General features: G+C 71.5%; 14 protein-coding genes. 12 read left to right on the forward strand and 2 right to left on the reverse strand.

All coding sequences use genetic code 11. The features are described from left to right. The first annotated feature begins 233 nt into the window (after positions 1 to 233). From SNOUR_RS10065 to pssA, 10 genes are all read left to right on the forward strand, one after another. The gene (locus SNOUR_RS10065; protein WP_079142480.1) at positions 234 to 2066 is read left to right on the forward strand and encodes a 3-hydroxyacyl-CoA dehydrogenase family protein; all 1833 of its coding nucleotides are present in this window, start codon (positions 234 to 236) and stop codon (positions 2064 to 2066) included. 145 nt (positions 2067 to 2211) lie between these two features. After that, on the forward strand, positions 2212 to 3021 hold the full coding sequence (locus tag SNOUR_RS10070) for a TetR family transcriptional regulator (RefSeq protein ID WP_179954861.1): 810 nt from the start codon (positions 2212 to 2214) through the stop codon (positions 3019 to 3021). A gap of 80 nt (positions 3022 to 3101) precedes the next feature. Next, positions 3102 to 5588 carry an NB-ARC domain-containing protein gene (locus tag SNOUR_RS10075; protein WP_067345811.1) on the forward strand — a complete coding sequence of 829 codons (2487 nt, stop codon included), beginning with the start codon at positions 3102 to 3104 and terminating at the stop codon, positions 5586 to 5588. A 418-nt stretch (positions 5589 to 6006) separates the two neighbouring features. Then, the gene (ccrA, locus tag SNOUR_RS10080) at positions 6007 to 7416 is read left to right on the forward strand and encodes a crotonyl-CoA carboxylase/reductase (RefSeq protein ID WP_067345814.1); all 1410 of its coding nucleotides are present in this window, start codon (positions 6007 to 6009) and stop codon (positions 7414 to 7416) included. 13 nt (positions 7417 to 7429) lie between these two features. Beyond that, positions 7430 to 9451, forward strand: a complete 2022-nt coding sequence (locus tag SNOUR_RS10085) for an ethylmalonyl-CoA mutase (protein WP_079142482.1) — start codon at positions 7430 to 7432, stop codon at positions 9449 to 9451. Further along, a complete protein-coding gene (locus tag SNOUR_RS10090; protein ID WP_067345819.1) occupies positions 9448 to 10413 on the forward strand; it encodes an HpcH/HpaI aldolase/citrate lyase family protein in 966 nt (321 codons plus the stop codon). Before SNOUR_RS10085 ends, SNOUR_RS10090 begins: the two co-directional genes overlap by 4 nt. A gap of 5 nt (positions 10414 to 10418) precedes the next feature. Next, complete coding sequence (locus tag SNOUR_RS10095) at positions 10419 to 10943, forward strand: MaoC family dehydratase (protein ID WP_020963637.1); 525 nt, start codon at positions 10419 to 10421, stop codon at positions 10941 to 10943. A 4-nt stretch (positions 10944 to 10947) separates the two neighbouring features. Further along, positions 10948 to 12153, forward strand: a complete 1206-nt coding sequence (locus tag SNOUR_RS10100; protein ID WP_067345822.1) for an acyl-CoA dehydrogenase family protein — start codon at positions 10948 to 10950, stop codon at positions 12151 to 12153. A gap of 170 nt (positions 12154 to 12323) precedes the next feature. Then, complete coding sequence (locus SNOUR_RS10105; protein WP_067345825.1) at positions 12324 to 12971, forward strand: phosphatidylserine decarboxylase; 648 nt, start codon at positions 12324 to 12326, stop codon at positions 12969 to 12971. Next, a complete protein-coding gene (pssA, locus tag SNOUR_RS10110; protein ID WP_174717860.1) occupies positions 12958 to 13818 on the forward strand; it encodes a CDP-diacylglycerol--serine O-phosphatidyltransferase in 861 nt (286 codons plus the stop codon). The genes SNOUR_RS10105 and pssA overlap by 14 nt, the downstream gene beginning before the upstream one ends. Before the next feature lie 217 nt (positions 13819 to 14035). Here the strand turns inward: pssA and SNOUR_RS10115 are convergent, their stop codons facing one another. Beyond that, positions 14036 to 15160 (reverse strand): glycerate kinase, encoded by a 1125-nt coding sequence (locus SNOUR_RS10115; RefSeq protein ID WP_067345827.1) that lies wholly within the window; start codon positions 15158 to 15160, stop codon positions 14036 to 14038. Between the two features lie 210 nt (positions 15161 to 15370). Between SNOUR_RS10115 and SNOUR_RS10120 the strand changes: the two genes are divergently transcribed. Together SNOUR_RS10120 and SNOUR_RS10125 are read left to right on the forward strand one after the other, a co-directional pair. Beyond that, positions 15371 to 15868, forward strand: a complete 498-nt coding sequence (locus tag SNOUR_RS10120; RefSeq protein ID WP_067345830.1) for an NUDIX domain-containing protein — start codon at positions 15371 to 15373, stop codon at positions 15866 to 15868. Positions 15869 to 16128: 260 nt separating this feature from the next. After that, the gene (locus SNOUR_RS10125; protein WP_067345832.1) at positions 16129 to 16944 is read left to right on the forward strand and encodes a nucleotidyltransferase domain-containing protein; all 816 of its coding nucleotides are present in this window, start codon (positions 16129 to 16131) and stop codon (positions 16942 to 16944) included. Positions 16945 to 17028: 84 nt separating this feature from the next. Here the strand turns inward: SNOUR_RS10125 and SNOUR_RS10130 are convergent, their stop codons facing one another. Beyond that, a complete protein-coding gene (locus SNOUR_RS10130; protein ID WP_067345835.1) occupies positions 17029 to 18069 on the reverse strand; it encodes an aldo/keto reductase in 1041 nt (346 codons plus the stop codon). Positions 18070 to 18192 lie beyond the last annotated feature (123 nt).

Raw genomic sequence — 18192 nt, forward strand, 5'->3', positions numbered from 1 at the left:
CGCAGCCCCGTGTGGCGACATCCTCACAGCACGCCCCTCAGGGGGGAAGCGCCACGGCCCCGGGACAGAGCCCGCCGCGCTCCTCCACCGCAGGCGCTGCCCGCAGTGCCGTGGCTCGCCGCGGCCCTTCCGCCGCCGGTCGGCCGCGCGTTGCCGCAGCCCCGCACGTGCGTCAAGCCCTCAGTCGTCACGTTCTCCCCTGCCCTCAGGGGAACACCTTCAGGAGTCTCGCGATGGGCCGTCAGTCCACCCCTGATCTCTCCACTGCATCCGCAACCGCCTCCCCGGCTCTCTCCACCATCGCCGTCGTCGGCCTGGGCACCATGGGCACCGGTATCGCCGAGGTGCTGACCCTGGCAGGCCGCGAGGTCGTCGGCATCGACATCGACGAGGCCGCGGTGCGGCGGGCCCGCGCCGCCCTCGAAGCCGCCACCGCCCGCGCCGTGCGGCGCGAGCGGATCACCGAGCGGGAGCGCCAGGACGCGCTGTCCCGGTTCCGTACGTTCGGCGAACTGGCGGCGGCCCGGGACGCCGACCTGGTGATCGAAGTGGTCCCGGAGGACTACGAACTCAAGCGGGAGGTGTTCACCGCGCTGGACGGCATCGTCCGCCCGGACACCATCCTCGCCACCGGCACCAACGCGCTGTCGGTGACCCGGCTCGCCGCCGACTCCCAGCGCCCCGAGCGGGTGCTCGGCGTCCACTTCTTCAATCCGGCACCGGCCATGAAGCTGGTCGAGGTGGTCTCGTCGGTGCTGACCGCGCCGGTCGCGGTCGCCGCCGTCACCGACCTCGCCCGTGAGCTGGGCAAGGACCCGATCGCGGTGGGCGACCGCCCCGGGTTCGTCGCCGACGGCCTGCTCTTCGGCTACCTCAACCAGGCCGCGGCGATGTACGAGTCGAAGTACGCGACCCGTGAGGACATCGACGCCGCGATGCGGCTCGGCTGCGGCCTGCCGATGGGCCCGCTGGCGCTGCTCGACCTGATCGGCGTGGACACCGCCCGCACGGTCCTGGAGGCGATGTACGCCGAGTCCCACGACCGGCTGCACGCCCCCGCGCCGATCCTGGGCCAGCTCGCGGACGCGGGGCTGACCGGCCGCAAGGCGGGGCGCGGCTTCTACACCTACGAGGCGCCCGGCTCCGCGACGGTCGTGCCGGACGCCCAGACGCCGGCGGACGGAACCGACGACGGCGCTGCGGCCGGCCGGCCGGTCCGCAGCGTCGGGGTCGCCGGCTCCGGGACGATGGCCAGCGGCATCGCCGAGGTGTTCGCCAAGGCGGGCTTCACGGTCGTGCTGGCCGCCCGCAGCCAGGAGAAGGCGGAGCAGGCCAAGGACCGGATCGCCAAGTCGCTGGCCCGCTCGGTGGACAAGGGCCGACTGACCGCCGAGGCGCGCGACGCGACGCTGGCCGCGATCACCCCGGCCGGGTCGCTGGACGCCTTCGCGGACGTCGATCTGGCGGTGGAGGCGGTGGCCGAGGACCTGGCCGTCAAGCAGCAGCTGTTCCGGACGCTGGACAAGGTCTGCAAGCCGGGCGCCGTACTGGCCACCACCACCTCGTCGCTGCCGGTCGTCGCCTGCGCCCGCGCCACCTCGCGCCCGCAGGACGTCATCGGGATGCACTTCTTCAACCCGGCGCCGGCCATGAAGCTGGTGGAGGTGGTCCGCACCGTCCTCACCGGCGACGACGTGCACGCCACGGTGCGCGCGGTCTGCGCCAAGGTCCGCAAGCACCCGGTGGACTGCGGCGACCGGGCCGGTTTCATCGTCAACGCGCTGCTGTTCCCGTACCTGAACAACGCGATCAAGATGGTCCAGGAGCACTACGCCTCGCTGGACGACATCGACGCCGCGATGAAACTGGGCGGCGGCTACCCGATGGGGCCGTTCGAGCTGCTGGACGTGGTCGGCCTGGACGTCTCGCTCGCCATCGAGAAGGTGCTGCACGCCGAGTTCCGCGACCCCGGGCTGGCGCCGGCGCCGCTGCTGGAGCACCTCGTCGCGGCCGGCTGCCTCGGTCGCAAGACCGGCCGCGGCTTCCGTGAGTACGCCCGGCGCTGACGCGCGGCGGCGCCCTGGGGCCGGGGGCGGCTGGGGCGGGCTGCTGGAGTCGTCGCACGGTGGTTTCAGCAGCCCGCCCCAGGTCACCGGGGCCGGAGCGGTACCTCATGCCGCGGGCCGCGAGAATATGCAGTACCTTCCCCACATGTCCCAGCCCGCTCGCCCGCAGTCCTCCGACGCCTCCGACCCGCCCACTCCCGGCACCCGCCGGGCGGCCGCCCAACGCCTCAAAATGCGCCGTGAACTGTCGGCCGCCGCCATGGAGCTGTTCGCGACGAAGGGCTACGAGGCGACCACGGTCGACGAGATCGCGGCCGCCGCGGGCGTCGCCCGGCGCACCTTCTTCCGTCACTTCCGCTCCAAGGAAGAGGCGATCTTCCCCGACCACGACGACACGCTGGTACGCGCCGAGGCGGTCCTGGACGCCGCCCCGCCGCACGAGAACCCCCTCGACACGGTCTGCCGCGGCATCAAGGAAGTCATGCGGATGTACGCGTCCGCTCCGGCGGTGTCCGTGGCCCGTTACCGCCTCACCCGCGAGGTACCCACCCTCCGGGAGGCCGAGATCGCCTCCGTGGCCCGCTACGAGCGACTGTTCACCCGCTACCTCCTGGGCCACTTCGACGAGGGCGCACACCGCGAGGGCGACGACGATCCGCTGCTCGCCGAGGTCGCCGCGTCCGCCGTGGTCACCGCGCACAACCACGTGCTGCGCCGCTGGCTGCGGGCCGGCGCGGAGGGCGACGTCGAGACCCAGCTCGACCACGCCTTCGAGATCGTCCGGGAGACCTTCGGCGCGGGGATCGGCGCGAGCCGGGCCGCCACCGGGGAGTCCGCGGCGCCGGCGACGGTCTCCCGGGAGGGCGAGGTCCTGGTGGCGGTCGCCCGCACGGACGCGCCGCTCGACGAGGTCATGCGCACCATCCGCAAGGCCCTCAAGGACCAACGGCGCTGACCCGGTCCCGCACCGGCCGCCCCGAGCAAGATCCGCGGAGCGCCTGACGCCCCTGCCCCGCTCGTGCTATCCACGGGAACGTGGAGGACGCGAGCGGGGCGGAGCCAACTCCGGGCACGCACAACAGGTTCAGTGGTGGGTGGGCGCGGAACGTCTACCAGGCCGGCCAGATCTTCATCGGCCCCTCCGGTGCCGCTCCCGTCTCCGCCCCCGACTCCCTGCCGCCGCGCCCCAGCCGCTTCTACGGGCGCCGCGACGCGCTGGCCGACCTCCTGACCCGGCTGACGCCCGGACGGCCCGAAGAGCCGGCGCGGGTCCTCGCGCTCACCGGCGAGGGCGGGATCGGCAAGTCCGCCCTGATGGCGTTCGCGGCCCATGAGGCGAAGGCGTTGTTCCCCGGCGGGGTGATCGCCGAGGACGCCGGTGCGCACAGCGGACGGGATCCGCTGGGCACCGAGCAGCTGTTGCGCGGCTATCTCTTCCAATTCGGCATTCCCAACGACCAGTTCGCGCCGCACCTGAGCGGCCTTCAGGCCCAGTTCCGCAGGACGCTGCGGGACGCCGCCGGCCCGGTGCTGGTCCTCCTCGACGACGCGGTGGCCGAGGACGACCTCACCCCACTGATACCGCCCGACGGCCGGCACCGCCTCCTGGTCACGCTCCGCACCGCGCCCGCCTCGACGGAGGTCACCGTCCTGCCGCTGCCCTCGCTCGCGCCGGAGCACTCCTTGGAGCTGCTGGCGGCCGCGTCCGTCGCCCCGGTGCCGCCGGCCGAGCTCGCCGAGATCGCCGAGCTGTGCGGCCATCTGCCGCTCGCCCTGGACGTGGCGGCGGGCCGGCTGCGGGACGCCTCCGACGGCGCCGGCCGGGTGTTGGCGTCGTTACGTCCGCCGGGCCGGAGACTGGCCGAACTCGACCTCGTACGGCGCGCGTTCACCGCCTCCTACCGGGCGTTGAGCACCGAGGACGCCGGGCTGCTGCGGTACTTGGGGCTGCACCCCGGTACCGGGATCGACGCCGGTTCGGCCGCCGCCCTGGCCGGCGTCCCGGAGGCGGACGCGGACCGGGCGCTGCGTCGCCTGACCCAGGCACATCTGCTGCACCCGGCCGGCCCGGACGGCCGGGTCCGCTTCCACGACCTGCTGCGCCTCTTCGCACGCGAACTGGCCGACGGGGAAGGGGAGTCCGCGCGCACTGCCGCCCTGGACCGACTGCTGCACCACTACGGTCGGTGCGCCGCCGAGGCCGAGGACGGGTGGTTCGTCCAGGAGCCGGCGACGCTGACGGCGGCCGTCGCGGCGGCGGCGGAGCGGGGACTGCACGGCCGGGTGGCTGCCGTCGCCGGCCCGCTGGGAGCCTCCCTGGTGCGCCGGGGGCTGGCGGTGGACGCGTTGACGGTGCTGCGGCACGGGGTGCTGGCCGCGCAGCGGCGCGGCGACCGCGAGCAGGAGGCGGAGCTGCTGCGGGCGATGCGGCAGCAGTACCGCGCGGTGGGCCGGGCGGCGGAGGCCGCGGCGTGTGCGGAGGCGGGCCATCTGGCCTGGGTGCGGGCGGGTGTGCAACCGGCCGCGTTCCACGACGACCTGGGCGAACAGGCCGCGGACCAGGGGGACTTCGCCGGTGCGGTGCACCATCTGGAACAGGCCCGGACGCGGTGGGCGCGGCACGAGGGGCGGCGGGCGGCCGCCTCGCTGAGCGCGCTGGGCGAGGCCCTGGAGCAGGTGGGCGAAGCCGATGCGGCGGCCGTGTCGTACTGGCTGGCGGGGCGCACCGCCGCCGATGCCGGGGACCTCACGGTCCTGGCGCACGTCTGGCTGCGGTTCGCCCGCCGGGCCGACGACCCGCACGACCGGCTGCGACTGATCGAGAGGGGTCTGGACGCGGCGCGAAAGGCCGGTGACGTCCGGGCGACGATCGAGGCGCTGGCCGCGCAGGCCGGGGCACTGCTGGAGAACGCCCGACCGGCGGACGCCGAGCCGCTGCTCAAGGAGGCCCTCGACCTGGCCGACGAGCACAATCTCGTGCTGCTCCGGGACCGGCTGCAGGTGCTGGAGCGGTCCCGGCTGAGGCTGGCGGCGGATCCGCCGCACGCGGAGCGGCTGCCGGCCGAGCTCGCCGACGCCGGGCCGGCGGCGCCGCCCGATGTCCCCGCTCCCCCGGTCCGGCACGCGGCCACCCACGTCCGTCCCATCCTCCTCCGGCTCTACGCGCTGCCGCTGTGCGCCGCCGTGTGGTCCGCCGGCGCCCTCGCCGGGTCCCTGCCCGACGCCGCCCCGGGCGCGGCGGTGCGGTGGCTGGCGCAGCTGGGGTTGGCCGGGGCCACCGCGTGGGCCGCCCGGCGGGTGTGGCTCCGCGATCAGGGCAGCCGGGTCGGCGGGGTGGTCGCGGTCGTGACGCACCGGTTGCCCGCGGTGGGCGCTGCCGCCCTCGTCCCGCCCGCCGCGTGGGCCGCGGGGGCGCCGGTCGAGGCCGTCCCCGTGGCCCTGCTGGCACTGCACTCCGCCGCGCAACTGTGGCCGGCGTTCCGGACCCGGCGGCTCCGGCTGCGTCGCCCGGAAATCGGCTGACGCCTCACCCGAATGGCGTAATCGGCCCTGCGCACACCACCCGCGCACAACCCACCACGCACCGGAACGAACCCTCCCCCCATCGGCCCATCCATTGCTCATGCGTGCCGACCAAATGACATCTGAGAGAAATTCTTGGCACTCAGTGTCTTGTCGGCTGGCACGCGGTGTCATACGTTGGGGGTGTCCGGGCGGCCGGCGCAACCATCCAACCGTGGGCGTGCCGACTGTCCCCACAAGCACTTTGTGCGCCCGGACGCCTGCGTCACAGGCACTCCCCCCGGCCACCGCCGGGGGTACCCCAAACCGCGCTCACCCGCGCAATGCCGAGCACCACCGGCCGAACCGACGGCAGTTCCTCGCACCACCCCCGACGTTCCCTCAAGCCGTTCCATACGTGCTTCGCCGGAGGCATACCGTGAACCACATACTCGATGCGATCCTCGCGCCGGACAGTACGCGCGAAGACTTCGCCGCCCTTCCCCTCCCCGAGTCGTACCGCGCGGTCACCGTGCACAAGGACGAGGCCGAGATGTTCGCCGGCCTGTCCACCCGAGAGAAGGACCCCCGCAAGTCGCTGCACGTCGAGGACGTGCCGGTGCCCGAACTCGGGCCGGGCGAGGCGCTGGTGGCCGTGATGGCCTCTTCGGTGAACTACAATTCGGTCTGGACCTCGATCTTCGAGCCGATGTCGACCTTCGGCTTCCTGGAGCGCTACGGGCGGCTCTCGCCGCTCGCCAAGCGCCACGACCTGCCGTACCACGTCATCGGCTCGGACCTGGCCGGCGTGGTGCTGCGCACCGGCCCCGGCGTCAACGCCTGGCACCCCGGCGACGAGGTCGTCGCGCACTGCCTCTCGGTGGAGCTGGAGTCCTCCGACGGCCACAACGACACCATGCTCGACCCCGAGCAGCGGATCTGGGGCTTCGAGACCAACTTCGGTGGCCTGGCGGAGATCGCGCTGGTCAAGTCGAACCAGCTGATGCCCAAGCCCAAGCACCTGAGCTGGGAGGAGGCGGCGGCGCCGGGGCTGGTCAACTCCACCGCGTACCGGCAGCTGGTCTCGCAGAACGGCGCGGCGATGAAGCAGGGGGACAACGTCCTGATCTGGGGCGCCAGCGGCGGCCTCGGCTCGTACGCGACCCAGTTCGCGCTGGCCGGCGGCGCCAACCCGATCTGCGTGGTCTCCAGCGACCAGAAGGCGGAGATCTGCCGGAAGATGGGCGCCGAGGCGATCATCGACCGCAACGCCGAGGGCTACAAGTTCTGGAAGGACGAGCAGAACCAGGACCCCAGGGAGTGGAAGCGCTTCGGCAAGCGGATCCGCGAGCTGACCGGCGGCGAGGACGTGGACATCGTCTTCGAGCACCCGGGCCGGGAGACCTTCGGCGCCTCGGTGTACGTCACCCGTAAGGGCGGCACCATCGTCACCTGTGCCTCGACCTCCGGCTACCAGCACGAGTACGACAACCGCTACCTGTGGATGTCGCTGAAGCGGATCGTCGGCTCGCACTTCGCCAACTACCGGGAGGCGTGGGAGGCCAACCGGCTGATTGCCAAGGGCAAGATCCACCCGACGCTCTCGAAGACGTACCGCCTGGAGGACACTGGCCAGGCCGCCCACGACGTGCACCGCAACCTCCACCAGGGCAAGGTCGGCGTGCTGTGCCTGGCCCCCGAGGAGGGCATGGGGGTGCGCGACGAGGAGAAGCGCGCGAAGCACATCGATGCGATCAACCTGTTCCGTGACGCGCCGGCGGAGCGGACCAACAAGGCCAGCCGCGACACCGCGGCGCCGCAGGCCGGCGCACCGGACCGGAACGCCTGAGGATCGGGACTACATGACTGAGCGTCAGAAGGATCGTCCGTGGCTGATGCGGACGTACGCCGGGCACTCCACCGCCGAGGCGTCCAACGAGCTGTACCGGCGCAACCTCGCCAAGGGCCAGACCGGCCTGTCGGTCGCGTTCGACCTCCCGACGCAGACCGGGTACGACCCCGACCACGTCCTGGCCCGCGGCGAGGTCGGTCGGGTCGGGGTCCCGGTGTCCCACCTCGGTGACATGCGACGCCTGTTCCAGGACATCCCGCTGGAGCAGATGAACACCTCGATGACCATCAACGCCACCGCCATGTGGCTGCTGGCGCTCTACCAGGTGGTCGCAGAGGAGCAAGGTCTCGACGAGGAGGCCATCGCCAAACTGTCGGGCACCACGCAGAACGACATCGTGAAGGAGTACCTTTCGCGCGGGACGCACGTCTTCCCGCCGGGCCCTTCGCTGCGGCTGACCACGGACATGATCACGTACACGGTCAACCACATCCCCAAGTGGAACCCGATCAACATCTGCAGCTACCACCTGCAGGAGGCGGGCGCCACGCCGGTGCAGGAGATCTCGTACGCGATGTCCACCGCGATCGCCGTGCTCGACGCGGTGTTCGCCTCCGGCCAGGTGCCCGACGAGCGGCGGGGCGACGTCGTGGCCCGGATCTCGTTCTTCGTGAACGCGGGCGTCCGCTTCGTCGAGGAGATGTGCAAGATGCGCGCCTTCGGCCGCATCTGGGACAAGGTCACCCGCGAGCGCTACGGCATCGAGAACCCCAAGCAGCGCCGTTTCCGCTACGGCGTCCAGGTCAACTCCCTGGGGCTGACCGAGGCGCAGCCGGAGAACAACGTCCAGCGGATAGTCCTGGAGATGCTGGCCGTCACGCTCTCCAAGGACGCCCGCGCCCGCGCCGTCCAACTTCCCGCGTGGAACGAGGCGTTGGGGCTGCCCCGCCCCTGGGACCAGCAGTGGTCGCTGCGCATCCAGCAGGTCCTCGCGCACGAGTCGGACCTGCTGGAGTACGAGGACATCTTCGCCGGGTCGCACGTCATCGAGGCCAAGGTGGACGCCCTGGTGACCGACTGCCTGGCCGAGATCGACCGGATCCAGGAGATGGGCGGCGCGATGGCGGCCGTGGAGTCCGGCTACCTGAAGTCGCAGTTGGTGTCGGCGCACGCCGAGCGGCGGGCCCGGATCGAGTCCGGCGAGGAGAAGATCGTCGGCGTCAACTGCTTCGAGGGCACCGAGCCCAATCCGCTGACCGCCGATCTGGACACCGCGATCATGACGGTGGACCCGGCCAACGAGGACCGCGTCGTGCGGTCCCTGCACGACTGGCGGGACAACCGCGACGAGGTGCGGGCCCAGGACGCGCTCTCGGCCCTGAAGAAGGCCGCCGCGGGCGACACCAACCTCTTCCCGGCGACGCTGGAGTGCGCCCGGGCCGGGGTGACGACCGGCGAGTGGGCCTGGGCGCTGCGGGACGTCTTCGGCGAGTTCCGGGCTCCCACCGGCGTCTCCGGCGCGCCGGTCGCGGTGACCGCGGAGACCGGCTCGCCGCTCGCCGTGGTCCGCGAGAAGGTCGCCAGGACCGCGGCCGAACTGGGCGGCGGCCGACTGCGGCTGCTGGTCGGCAAGCCCGGTCTGGACGGGCACAGCAACGGCGCCGAGCAGATCGCCGTGCGGGCCAGGGACGCCGGCTTCGAGGTGGTCTACCAGGGCATCCGGCTCACCCCGGAGCAGATCGTGGCGGCGGCGGTCGCGGAGGACGTGCACTGCGTGGGGCTGTCGATCCTGTCGGGGTCGCACGCCGCGCTGGTGCCGGACGTGCTGGAGCGGCTGCGTCGCGCCGGGGCCCCCGACCTGCCGGTCATCGTCGGCGGCATCATCCCGTCCGCGGACGCCACGGAGCTGCGCCGGGCCGGCGTCGCCGCCGTCTTCACCCCGAAGGACTTCGGGATCACGGAGATCATCGGCCGTATCGTCGACGAGATCCGCACCGCGAACAGACTCGACCCCCTGGAGGTCCCCGCATGAGTGCGCCCGTGCAGCGGCTGCGTCCCCGCCGTTCGTGCCTGGCGGTGCCGGGCAGCAACCCCCGCTTCCTGGAGAAGGCCCAGGGCCTGCCGGCCGACCAGGTCTTCCTGGACCTGGAGGACGCCTGCGCGCCGCTGGCCAAGCCGGAGGCCCGGCACACCATCGTCAAGTTCCTCAACGAGGGCGACTGGACGGGCAAGACGCGGGTGGTGCGGGTCAACGACTGGACCACCGAGTGGACCTACCGGGACGTCGTCACCGTCGTCGAGGGCGCCGGCCCGAACCTCGACTGCATCATGCTGCCGAAGGTGCAGGACGCCGCGCAGGTGACCGCCCTGGACCTGCTGCTGACGCAGATCGAGAAGACCATGGGCTTCGAGGTCGGCCGGATCGGCATCGAGGCACAGATCGAGAACGCCAAGGGCCTGGTGAACGTCGACGCGATCGCCGCCGCCTCGCCCCGCCTGGAGACCATCATCTTCGGTCCGGCGGACTTCATGGCGTCCATCAACATGAAGTCCCTGGTGGTCGGCGAGCAGCCGCCCGGCTACCCGGCGGACGCCTACCACTACATCCTGATGCGGATCCTGATGGCGGCCCGCACGCACAACCTCCAGGCCATCGACGGCCCCTATCTCCAGATCAAGAACGTGGACGGGTTCCGCGCGGTGGCCGGCCGCGCGGCCGCGCTGGGCTTCGACGGCAAGTGGGTGCTGCACCCGGGCCAGGTGGAGGCCGCCAACGAGGTGTTCTCGCCGTCCCAGGAGGACTACGACCACGCCGAGCTGATCCTGGACGCCTACGAATGGTGCACGTCCGAGGCGGGCGGGAAGAAGGGTTCGGCGATGCTCGGCGACGAGATGATCGACGAGGCGAGCCGCAAAATGGCGCTGGTCATCGCCGGAAAGGGCCGGGCCGCCGGCATGACCCGTACCACCACTTTCGAAGCCCCGGAGGCATGAGCACGATGCAGTTCGGCCGCACCTACGAAGAGTTCACCGTCGGCGATGTGTACAAGCACTGGCCGGGCAAGACGGTGACCGAATACGACGACCACCTCTTCTGTCTGCTGACCATGAACCACCATCCGCTGCACATGGACAGCAACTACGCCGAGCGGACCACCGATTTCGGAAAGAACGTGGTCGTCGGCAATTACATCTACTCCCTGTTGCTGGGCATGTCGGTGCCGGACGTCTCCGGAAAGGCCATCGCCAATCTGGAGATCGAGTCGCTGAAGCACGTGGCGCCGACGTTCCACGGCGACACGCTCTACGGCGAGACCACCGTGCTCGACAAGACGCCGTCGAAGTCCAAGTCCGACCGCGGCATCGTCCACGTCGAGACCAAGGGCTACAAGCAGGACGGGACCCTGGTCTGCGTCTTCCGGCGCAAGGTGATGGTTCCCACCGCCACGTACATCGAGGAGCGCGGCGGCGAGCAGCCCGGCCGCCCCGAGCTCAAGGCCCCCGCGGCCCGGAAGGAGAAGTGACCTGATGGCGCGTCTCGCACAGACCGACGGTCTGACCGACATCCAGCAGGAAATCCTCTCCACCGTCCGCGAATTCGTGGACAAGGAGATCATTCCGGTCGCCACGGAGCTGGAGCACCGCGACGAATATCCCACGCAGATCGTCGAGGGCCTCAAGGACCTCGGCGTGTTCGGGCTGATGATTCCCGAGGAGTACGGCGGGCTCGGCGAGTCGCTGCTCACCTATGCGTTGACGGTCGAGGAGATCGCCCGCGGCTGGATGAGCGTCTCCGGCATCATCAACACGCACTTCATCGTGGCGTACATGCTCAAGCAGCACGGCACGCAGGAGCAGAAGGACTATTTCCTTCCGAAGATGGCAGCGGGTGAGATCCGCGGCGCCTTCTCGATGTCGGAGCCGGCGCTGGGTTCCGATGTCTCGGCCATCTCCTCCAAGGGCGTGCGGGACGGCGAAGAATTCGTCCTCACCGGCCAGAAGATGTGGCTCACCAACGGCGGCTCGTCCACCCTCGTGGCGGTGCTGTGCCGGACGGACGAGGGCCACCCGGAGGGCACCGCTCCGCACAAGTCGATGACGACCTTCCTGGTGGAGAAGGAGGCGGGCTTCGGCGAGGTCCGGCCGGGCCTGACCATTCCGGGCAAGATCGAGAAGATGGGCTACAAGGGGGTCGACACCACCGAGCTGATCATGGACGGTCTGCGCATTCCGGCGGACCGGGTCCTCGGCGGCGAGACCGGGCGTGGCTTCTATCACATGATGGACGGCGTCGAGGTGGGCCGGGTCAATGTGGCCGCGCGTGGCTGCGGGGTCGCCCAGCGTGCGTTCGAGCTGGGCGTGGCGTACGCGCAGCAGCGGCAGACCTTCGGCAAGCCGATCGCCCAGCATCAGGCTATCCAGTTCAAACTTGCCGAAATGGCGACAAAGGTGGAGGCGGCCCATGCCATGATGGTTAATGCCGCACGCAAAAAGGACTCCGGGCAACGAAACGACCTCGAAGCGGGCATGGCGAAGTACCTGGCCTCCGAGTACTGCAAGGAGGTGGTCGAGGACGCCTTCCGTATCCATGGCGGCTACGGCTTCTCCAAGGAGTACGAGATCGAGCGCCTCTACCGGGAGGCCCCGATGCTCCTGATCGGCGAGGGAACGGCCGAGATCCAGAAAATGATCATCGGCCGCCGGCTACTTGAGGAGTACCGGATCCAGGGCTGAACGTCCCCTTTGGGTCGTTTACTGGTAGATAAAGATCACACCGCGTCATCGTTCTTCGGCCACGGATTGGCTCTGGCTCTTGGCCAGTTGCCGCTCGCAACCGATAGCATCCCTGGAAAGCCGCCGTCCCCCGTATCCATACGCGGCATCCTCCGCTACGAAGGTCATTCATGCCCCACAGCCAATCCTCTGCACAACGCGGTCGCGTCCGCCTCGCGCGCGGAGCGTCGCCGTGGCTCCTCCCGACCGTGGCAACGGCGGCGGTCAGCCTGGCCCGTGCCCGCCGGTCCGGACGCTGGGCCGCCGTCGCCGTGCCCACCACCGCACTCGCGGCGGGCATGCTGTGGTTCTTCCGCGACCCCGAGCGAGAGATCGCTCAGGGACGCGTCATCTCTCCGGCCGACGGCGTGGTGCAGAGCATCATGCCGTGGAAGGACGGTCGCACCCGCGTCGCGATCTTCATGAGCCCGTTGAACGTCCACGTCAACCGCGCGCCGCTGGCCGGCACGGTGACGTCCGTGGAGCACATCCCCGGCGGATTCGTCCCGGCGTTCAACAAGGAGAGCGAGAACAACGAGCGGGTCGTCTGGCACTTCGACACCGAGCTGGGCGACATCGAGATGGTGCAGATCGCCGGCGCCGTCGCCCGACGCATCGTCCCCTACGTGCCCCAGGGCACCAAGGTCGAGCAGGGCGAGCGCATCGGCCTGATCCGCTTCGGCTCGCGGGTGGACGTCTACCTCCCGGAGGGTGTCGAGCCGGCGGTCGAGGTCGGCCAGGCCACTACCGCGGGGGTGACTCGCCTTGACCGTGATTGATCCCGAGACCCAGGCGGGCTGGGCGCCGGAGAACGACGAGGACGACGATGACATGCCGCTGTCGACGCGGCTGTCAATAGCGGACACCCTCACGCTCGGCAACGCCATCTGCGGCTTCATGGCGGTGTACTTCACCACCACCGGCGTCCTCATCCCCCACCTGACGGGGACCGAGGACGGCGGGATGGCGCGGCACAGCGCGGCGATGGCCGTGATCCTGATGCTCCTGGCGTCGGTCTTCGACCTCTTCGACGGGCTGGTGGCGCGCAAGCTGCGGGCCTCGGCGATGGGGGCCGAGCTCGACAACCTCTCCGACCTGATCAGCTTCGGGCTGGCACCCGCGTACTTCGTCGTGACCTGGGGCATGGTCGCCCAGGACGCGCACCAGCGGGTGTCGGTGGTCGCGGCGGTGGTGGTGCTGCTGGCGGTCGTGCTGCGGCTCGCCCGCTTCTCCTGCGTCACGCTGCGCGACGGCATCTTCCAGGGCATGCCGAGTCCCTTCGGCGCCCTGACCGTCGTCGCCATCGTCCTGCTGGAGCTGCCGTTCCTGCCGACGTTGCTGGCGATCATCGGGGTGGCCTGGCTGATGGTGAGCCGGGTCGAGTACCCCAAGCCGCGGGGTCGACTCGCGGTGGCGATGCTCAGCTGGATCGTGCTCAGCATGGGCATGCTCGCCGCCTGGGCGCTGGACGCCCCCGGCGGCCAGCTGCTGCTCCAGACCGGCTGCTCCCTGCAGATCGTCCTGGGCGCCATGATCCCGGTCTTCGCGACGGCCCGGAGGGTCAACACCTTCCGTGACAACCGCCGCGAGTCGCGCGCCGAGTCGCGCGCGGCCCACCAGCCCTGACGGACCCGGGCGGCGGCGCCCACGAAGAAGGCCGAGAGGCCCCGAGCGGAACGATCCGCTCGGGGCCTCTTCGCATACGGCGGGAGCCGTGCATGTGACGGGAGCCGTGGTGTGCGGCGGAACCGTCGTGTGCAGCAGGAGCCGTCGTGTGCAGCGGGAGCCGTGGTGTGCAGCGGGCCTCTTCGCGGGCGGCCCGCGGCATCCCGCCGCGGCGTCGTCAGACCAGGAAGTCCCGCGCCAGGCTCTCCGCCGCCCGCTCCAGCAGCGGGCCCGCCTCGGCCATGCAGCGGGCCGGGTCGGACTCCAGGTCCGTCAGCGCATACGCCCGCCGGATACCGGCCGCGGCCAGCGCCTCCTGCGGCAGCTGCAGCCGTCCGCAGACCGCGACCACCTCGATGCCCGCCGCCCGTGCCGCCGCCGCGACCCCGGCCGGCGCCTTGCCGTGCAGGGTCTGCTCGTCCAGCGACCCCTCACCGGTGATCACGAACGTGGCCCGGGCCAGCGCCGGCGCGAACCCCAGCACGTCCAGCATCACGTCGATGCCCGGCCGGAACGCGGCGTCCAGCCCGACCAGCGCGCCGTAACCGATACCGCCCGCGGCCCCGGCCCCGGGGGCCAGCGCGTGCTCGGCCGCCTTCGGGCCGGCGGCGCGCTCCAGCACCTCGGCGAAGTGCGCCAGCGCGGCATCCAGGACGGCCACGTCCTCCGGGCTCGCGCCCTTCTGCGGCCCGTAGACCGCCGGCGCGCCCTTGGGGCCGGTCAGCGGATTGTCGACGTCACTGGCGAGCACGATGTCCGTACCGGCCAGCCGCGGGTCGAGCCCCGACAGATCGGCCGTGGCCAGCTCCCGCAGCCCGCCGCCGCCCGGCCCCACCGGCGCCCCGTCGGCGTCCAGGAACCGCGCGCCCAGCGCCGCCAGCATGCCCGCGCCGCCGTCCGTCGTGGCGCTGCCGCCGACGCCGAAGACGATCGAGGTCGCCCCCGCGTCCAGCGCCGCGAGCAGCAGCTCACCGGTGCCGTACGTGGTGGCGGTGAGCGGCGCGAAAACGCCCTTCGGGAGGTGCTGGAGGCCGGATGCCTCGGCCATCTCCACCACCGCGGTGCCGTCCTCGCGCAGCGCGAAGGTGGCCGTCACGGGCTCGCCGGTGGGCCCGGTGACCCGCGCCTCGTGCCGGGTGAAACCGGCCGCGAGGGCCGCCGCCGTCGTCCCGTCGCCGCCGTCCGCGACCGGCACCGCCGCCACGTCCAGGCCGGGGACCACGCGCCGCAGACCGGCCGTGACGTGCTCGGCGACCTCGACGGCCGTGAGCGAGCCCTTGAACTTGTCCGCGGCGATCAGCACATGTGCTGTGTTTGTCCTTGCTGCGTCCGCCACCGTGTTTCCCCTTGCTTTCGAACTGGCAGTCGCGCCGCTGAGACCTTATCCGCCCGATGCCCCCGCCGAACAGAGCGGCAGAGGATCCCCCCGCCCGCACCGGTCCGCACCCGTCTGCGCCAGTCCGCCCCCTGAAGGTGCTTCTCCCTCCTGCCGGCCACGCCCTAGGCTCGCGCCGTGACGACCATGGACGACGACTACGCCACCTACATCGCCGGCCTGCCCCGTGTGCTGGCGGGCGCCGGAGTCATCTTCCGCGATGCGGAAGGCCGCCTGCTGCTCGTGGAACCCAACTACCGCGACACCTGGGTCCTGCCCGGCGGCACCGTCGAATCCGACATCGGCGAATCCCCCCGCCAGGCCGCCCGCCGGGAGACCCTGGAGGAGATCGGCCTCGACCTGGCACCGGGCCGACTGCTCACCGTCGACTGGGTGCGCGGCGAGGCGCGCCCCCCGCTGGTGTCCTACCTCTTCGACGGCGGAGTGCTGGACGCGGCCCAGTTCGCGGCGATCCGCGTGCAGGAGGAGGAACTCCTGTCCTGGCGCCTGGCCCACTGGGACGAGGCCGAAACGCTGCTGGCCAAGGGCCTGCGGCTGCGGGTTCGCGCCGCCCTGGACGTCCTGGAAGCCGGCCACGGCCCGGTGGAACTGGAGGACGGCCTGCCACCGGCCTGACCGGGCGGCGCCGGGCGGGGAGAGGGGAGAGGAGGAGGGAGCGGACGAGCAGGGCCGACCCGCCTCCGATTCCCGCCACCGCCCCTCCCCGGAAACCGGCTCGCTCCCGTCGCACTCCACGCTCCACACAGCGCACGCTCCACACAGCGCACGCCGCAGACCGCACACCGCACACCGCGGCACGGTTTCTCGACCTCAACCCTCAGTGTGAGAACCGTGGGTTGATTCCTTGGCCCCGCCCGCCCCCTAGCCTCGTTCCCATGGAAGAGATCGCGGCACGCATCGCGCGGGTGCCGGGAGTCGTCGGGGTCATGCTCGGGGGCAGCCGCGCACGAGGAACCAACCGCCCGGATTCCGACTGGGACCTGGGCGTCTACTACCGAGGAACACCGGACCTGCCCGCACTGGCGGCGCTGGCGGCGGACGTGACCGGCGGCCCGGTCGAGATACACCCGCCGGGCGCCTGGGGCCCCTGGGTGAACGGCGGGGCATGGCTGGTCCTGCCCGACGGCAGCCATGTGGACTGGATCTTCCGGGACATCGACCGGGTGCGGCGGGTGTGGGAGGACTGCCGCGCCGGCCGCTTCGAGACCGGCATACAGGCCGGCCATCCCCTGGGCTTCTGGTCCCCCGCCTATCCGGGCGAAGTGGCCCTCGGTCAGATCCTGGCGGACGGCTCCGGGGAGTTGAGCCGCCTCAAGGAGGCGACCGGGACGTATCCCGAGCCGCTGCGCGAGGCACTGACCGCTGCCGCCGTCTGGGACGCGGGCTTCTCCGTGGGGTTGGCGGCCAAGTCGTCCGCGGCCACGGACGTCCTGCATGCCTCCCTGTGTCTTTCCCGGGCCATAGGCGCCCTCGTCCAGGCCCTGCACGCCCACCACGGCGTCTGGTGCCTGAATGAGAAGGGCGCCCTGGCGACGGCTGCCACCCTCCCCCACACCCCACCGGACTTCGCCGCCCGCGCCGCCGCCCTGCTCGGCGAACTCGGCTGCACCCGGGCCCAGTTGCGCGACTCCCTCACCCGGGCGGAACACCTGGTGGCGGAGGTACGGGGGGTGGTCACCGGGGAGAGGTGACGTTGGGGGGAGGGGTGGCGCTGGGGAGGGAGGTGTGACGCGTGCTCGCTGCCCCCTTGGCCCGTCGCCATGGGCCGGCCTCTTTCATCCGTGGCGGGCCGGGCCGATGCCCGCGCCGGAGACCGTGATCGCGGTGGCGATCTCCTCGATGTCGGCCGGGGTCAGCTCCAGCGAGCCCGCGCCGATCCAGCCGTCCACCTGGGCGGACTTGCGCGCGCCCACGATCGCCCCGGTGATGCCGGGCCAGGCGAGCGCCCAGGCGATGGCGACCTCGGCCACGCTGCGCCCATGGCGTTCGGCGATCGGCCGCAGCGCCTCGGCGAGTTGGAGGTTGGCGGTCAGGCCCGTCGTGAAGTCGTGGTGGGCGGTCCGCCAGTCCTCGGCGGGCAGGCCGGCCACACGCTCGGCGGAGAAGGCCCCGGTGAGCAGGCCGGACTGCAGCGGCGAGTAGACGATCACGCCGGTCTCGTGGGCGTGTGCCCAGGCGATCTCAGCGGCGGCCGACCGGTTGATCGCCGAGAACGGCGGCTGGATGACGTCGACATGGGCGATCTGCTCGGCCGCGTCGAGCAGATCCGGCGTGTGATTGGACAACCCGATGGCCCGGACCTTGCCTTCGGCCTTCAGGTCGGCCATGACCTGCCAGTACTCCTCCAGCGGGGTGGCGTTGGGCGATACGGCGCCGAAGCCGCCACCGGCGTACTCCAGCGATTCGCCGGTGTCGGGATAGTGCACCTGGTAGAGGTCGATGTGGTCGACGCCCAGCCGTCGCAGGGAGTCTTCGACCTCGCGGCGGACGCTGGCCGGCTTCATGATCCGCCGAGGCGCGGCCGACGGATTCTCCGGGTCCCAGACCAGGCCGACCTTGGTGAAGATGTACGGGCGGTCGGCCTGCGGCAGGCCGGCGATGGCCTTGCCGACCAGTTCCTCCGAGTGGCCCAGGCCGTACACCGCGGCGGTGTCGATCCAGTTGACGCCCGCGGCCAGCGCGTGGCGGATCGCGGCGACGGACTCGGCGTCGTCCGTGGCACCCCAGCTGAAGGTCCAGCCCGAGCCGGACACGGCCCACGAACCGAAGCCCAACCGGGTGATCTCCATGCCGGTACGGCCAAGCGTGACAGTCATGAGTGATGCGCTCCTGTGAATCGGAAGGCCGGAACCGTTCCGGCGGATTCAACTTTCGGCTACTCACGCCGGGGCGGGCAGTGCTCGGCTCTGCCTAGGCACGCCATGACCAGGTCGTGTCCG

This window comes from Streptomyces noursei ATCC 11455 (assembly GCF_001704275.1).
Lineage (GTDB): Bacteria > Actinomycetota > Actinomycetes > Streptomycetales > Streptomycetaceae > Streptomyces > Streptomyces noursei.

What these genes read in the sequence shown, in the direction of transcription:
- SNOUR_RS10065 (WP_079142480.1), top strand. Translation starts at nt 234, where the DNA reads ATGGGCCGTCAGTCCACCCCTGATCTCTCCACTGCATCCGCAACCGCC.
- SNOUR_RS10105 (WP_067345825.1), top strand. Translation starts at nt 12,324, where the DNA reads ATGCCCCACAGCCAATCCTCTGCACAACGCGGTCGCGTCCGCCTCGCG.
- SNOUR_RS10070 (WP_179954861.1), top strand. Translation starts at nt 2,212, where the DNA reads ATGTCCCAGCCCGCTCGCCCGCAGTCCTCCGACGCCTCCGACCCGCCC.
- SNOUR_RS10090 (WP_067345819.1), top strand. Translation starts at nt 9,448, where the DNA reads ATGAGTGCGCCCGTGCAGCGGCTGCGTCCCCGCCGTTCGTGCCTGGCG.
- SNOUR_RS10125 (WP_067345832.1), top strand. Translation starts at nt 16,129, where the DNA reads ATGGAAGAGATCGCGGCACGCATCGCGCGGGTGCCGGGAGTCGTCGGG.
- SNOUR_RS10130 (WP_067345835.1), bottom strand. Translation starts at nt 18,069, where the DNA reads ATGACTGTCACGCTTGGCCGTACCGGCATGGAGATCACCCGGTTGGGC.
- SNOUR_RS10100 (WP_067345822.1), top strand. Translation starts at nt 10,948, where the DNA reads ATGGCGCGTCTCGCACAGACCGACGGTCTGACCGACATCCAGCAGGAA.
- SNOUR_RS10085 (WP_079142482.1), top strand. Translation starts at nt 7,430, where the DNA reads ATGACTGAGCGTCAGAAGGATCGTCCGTGGCTGATGCGGACGTACGCC.
- SNOUR_RS10095 (WP_020963637.1), top strand. Translation starts at nt 10,419, where the DNA reads ATGCAGTTCGGCCGCACCTACGAAGAGTTCACCGTCGGCGATGTGTAC.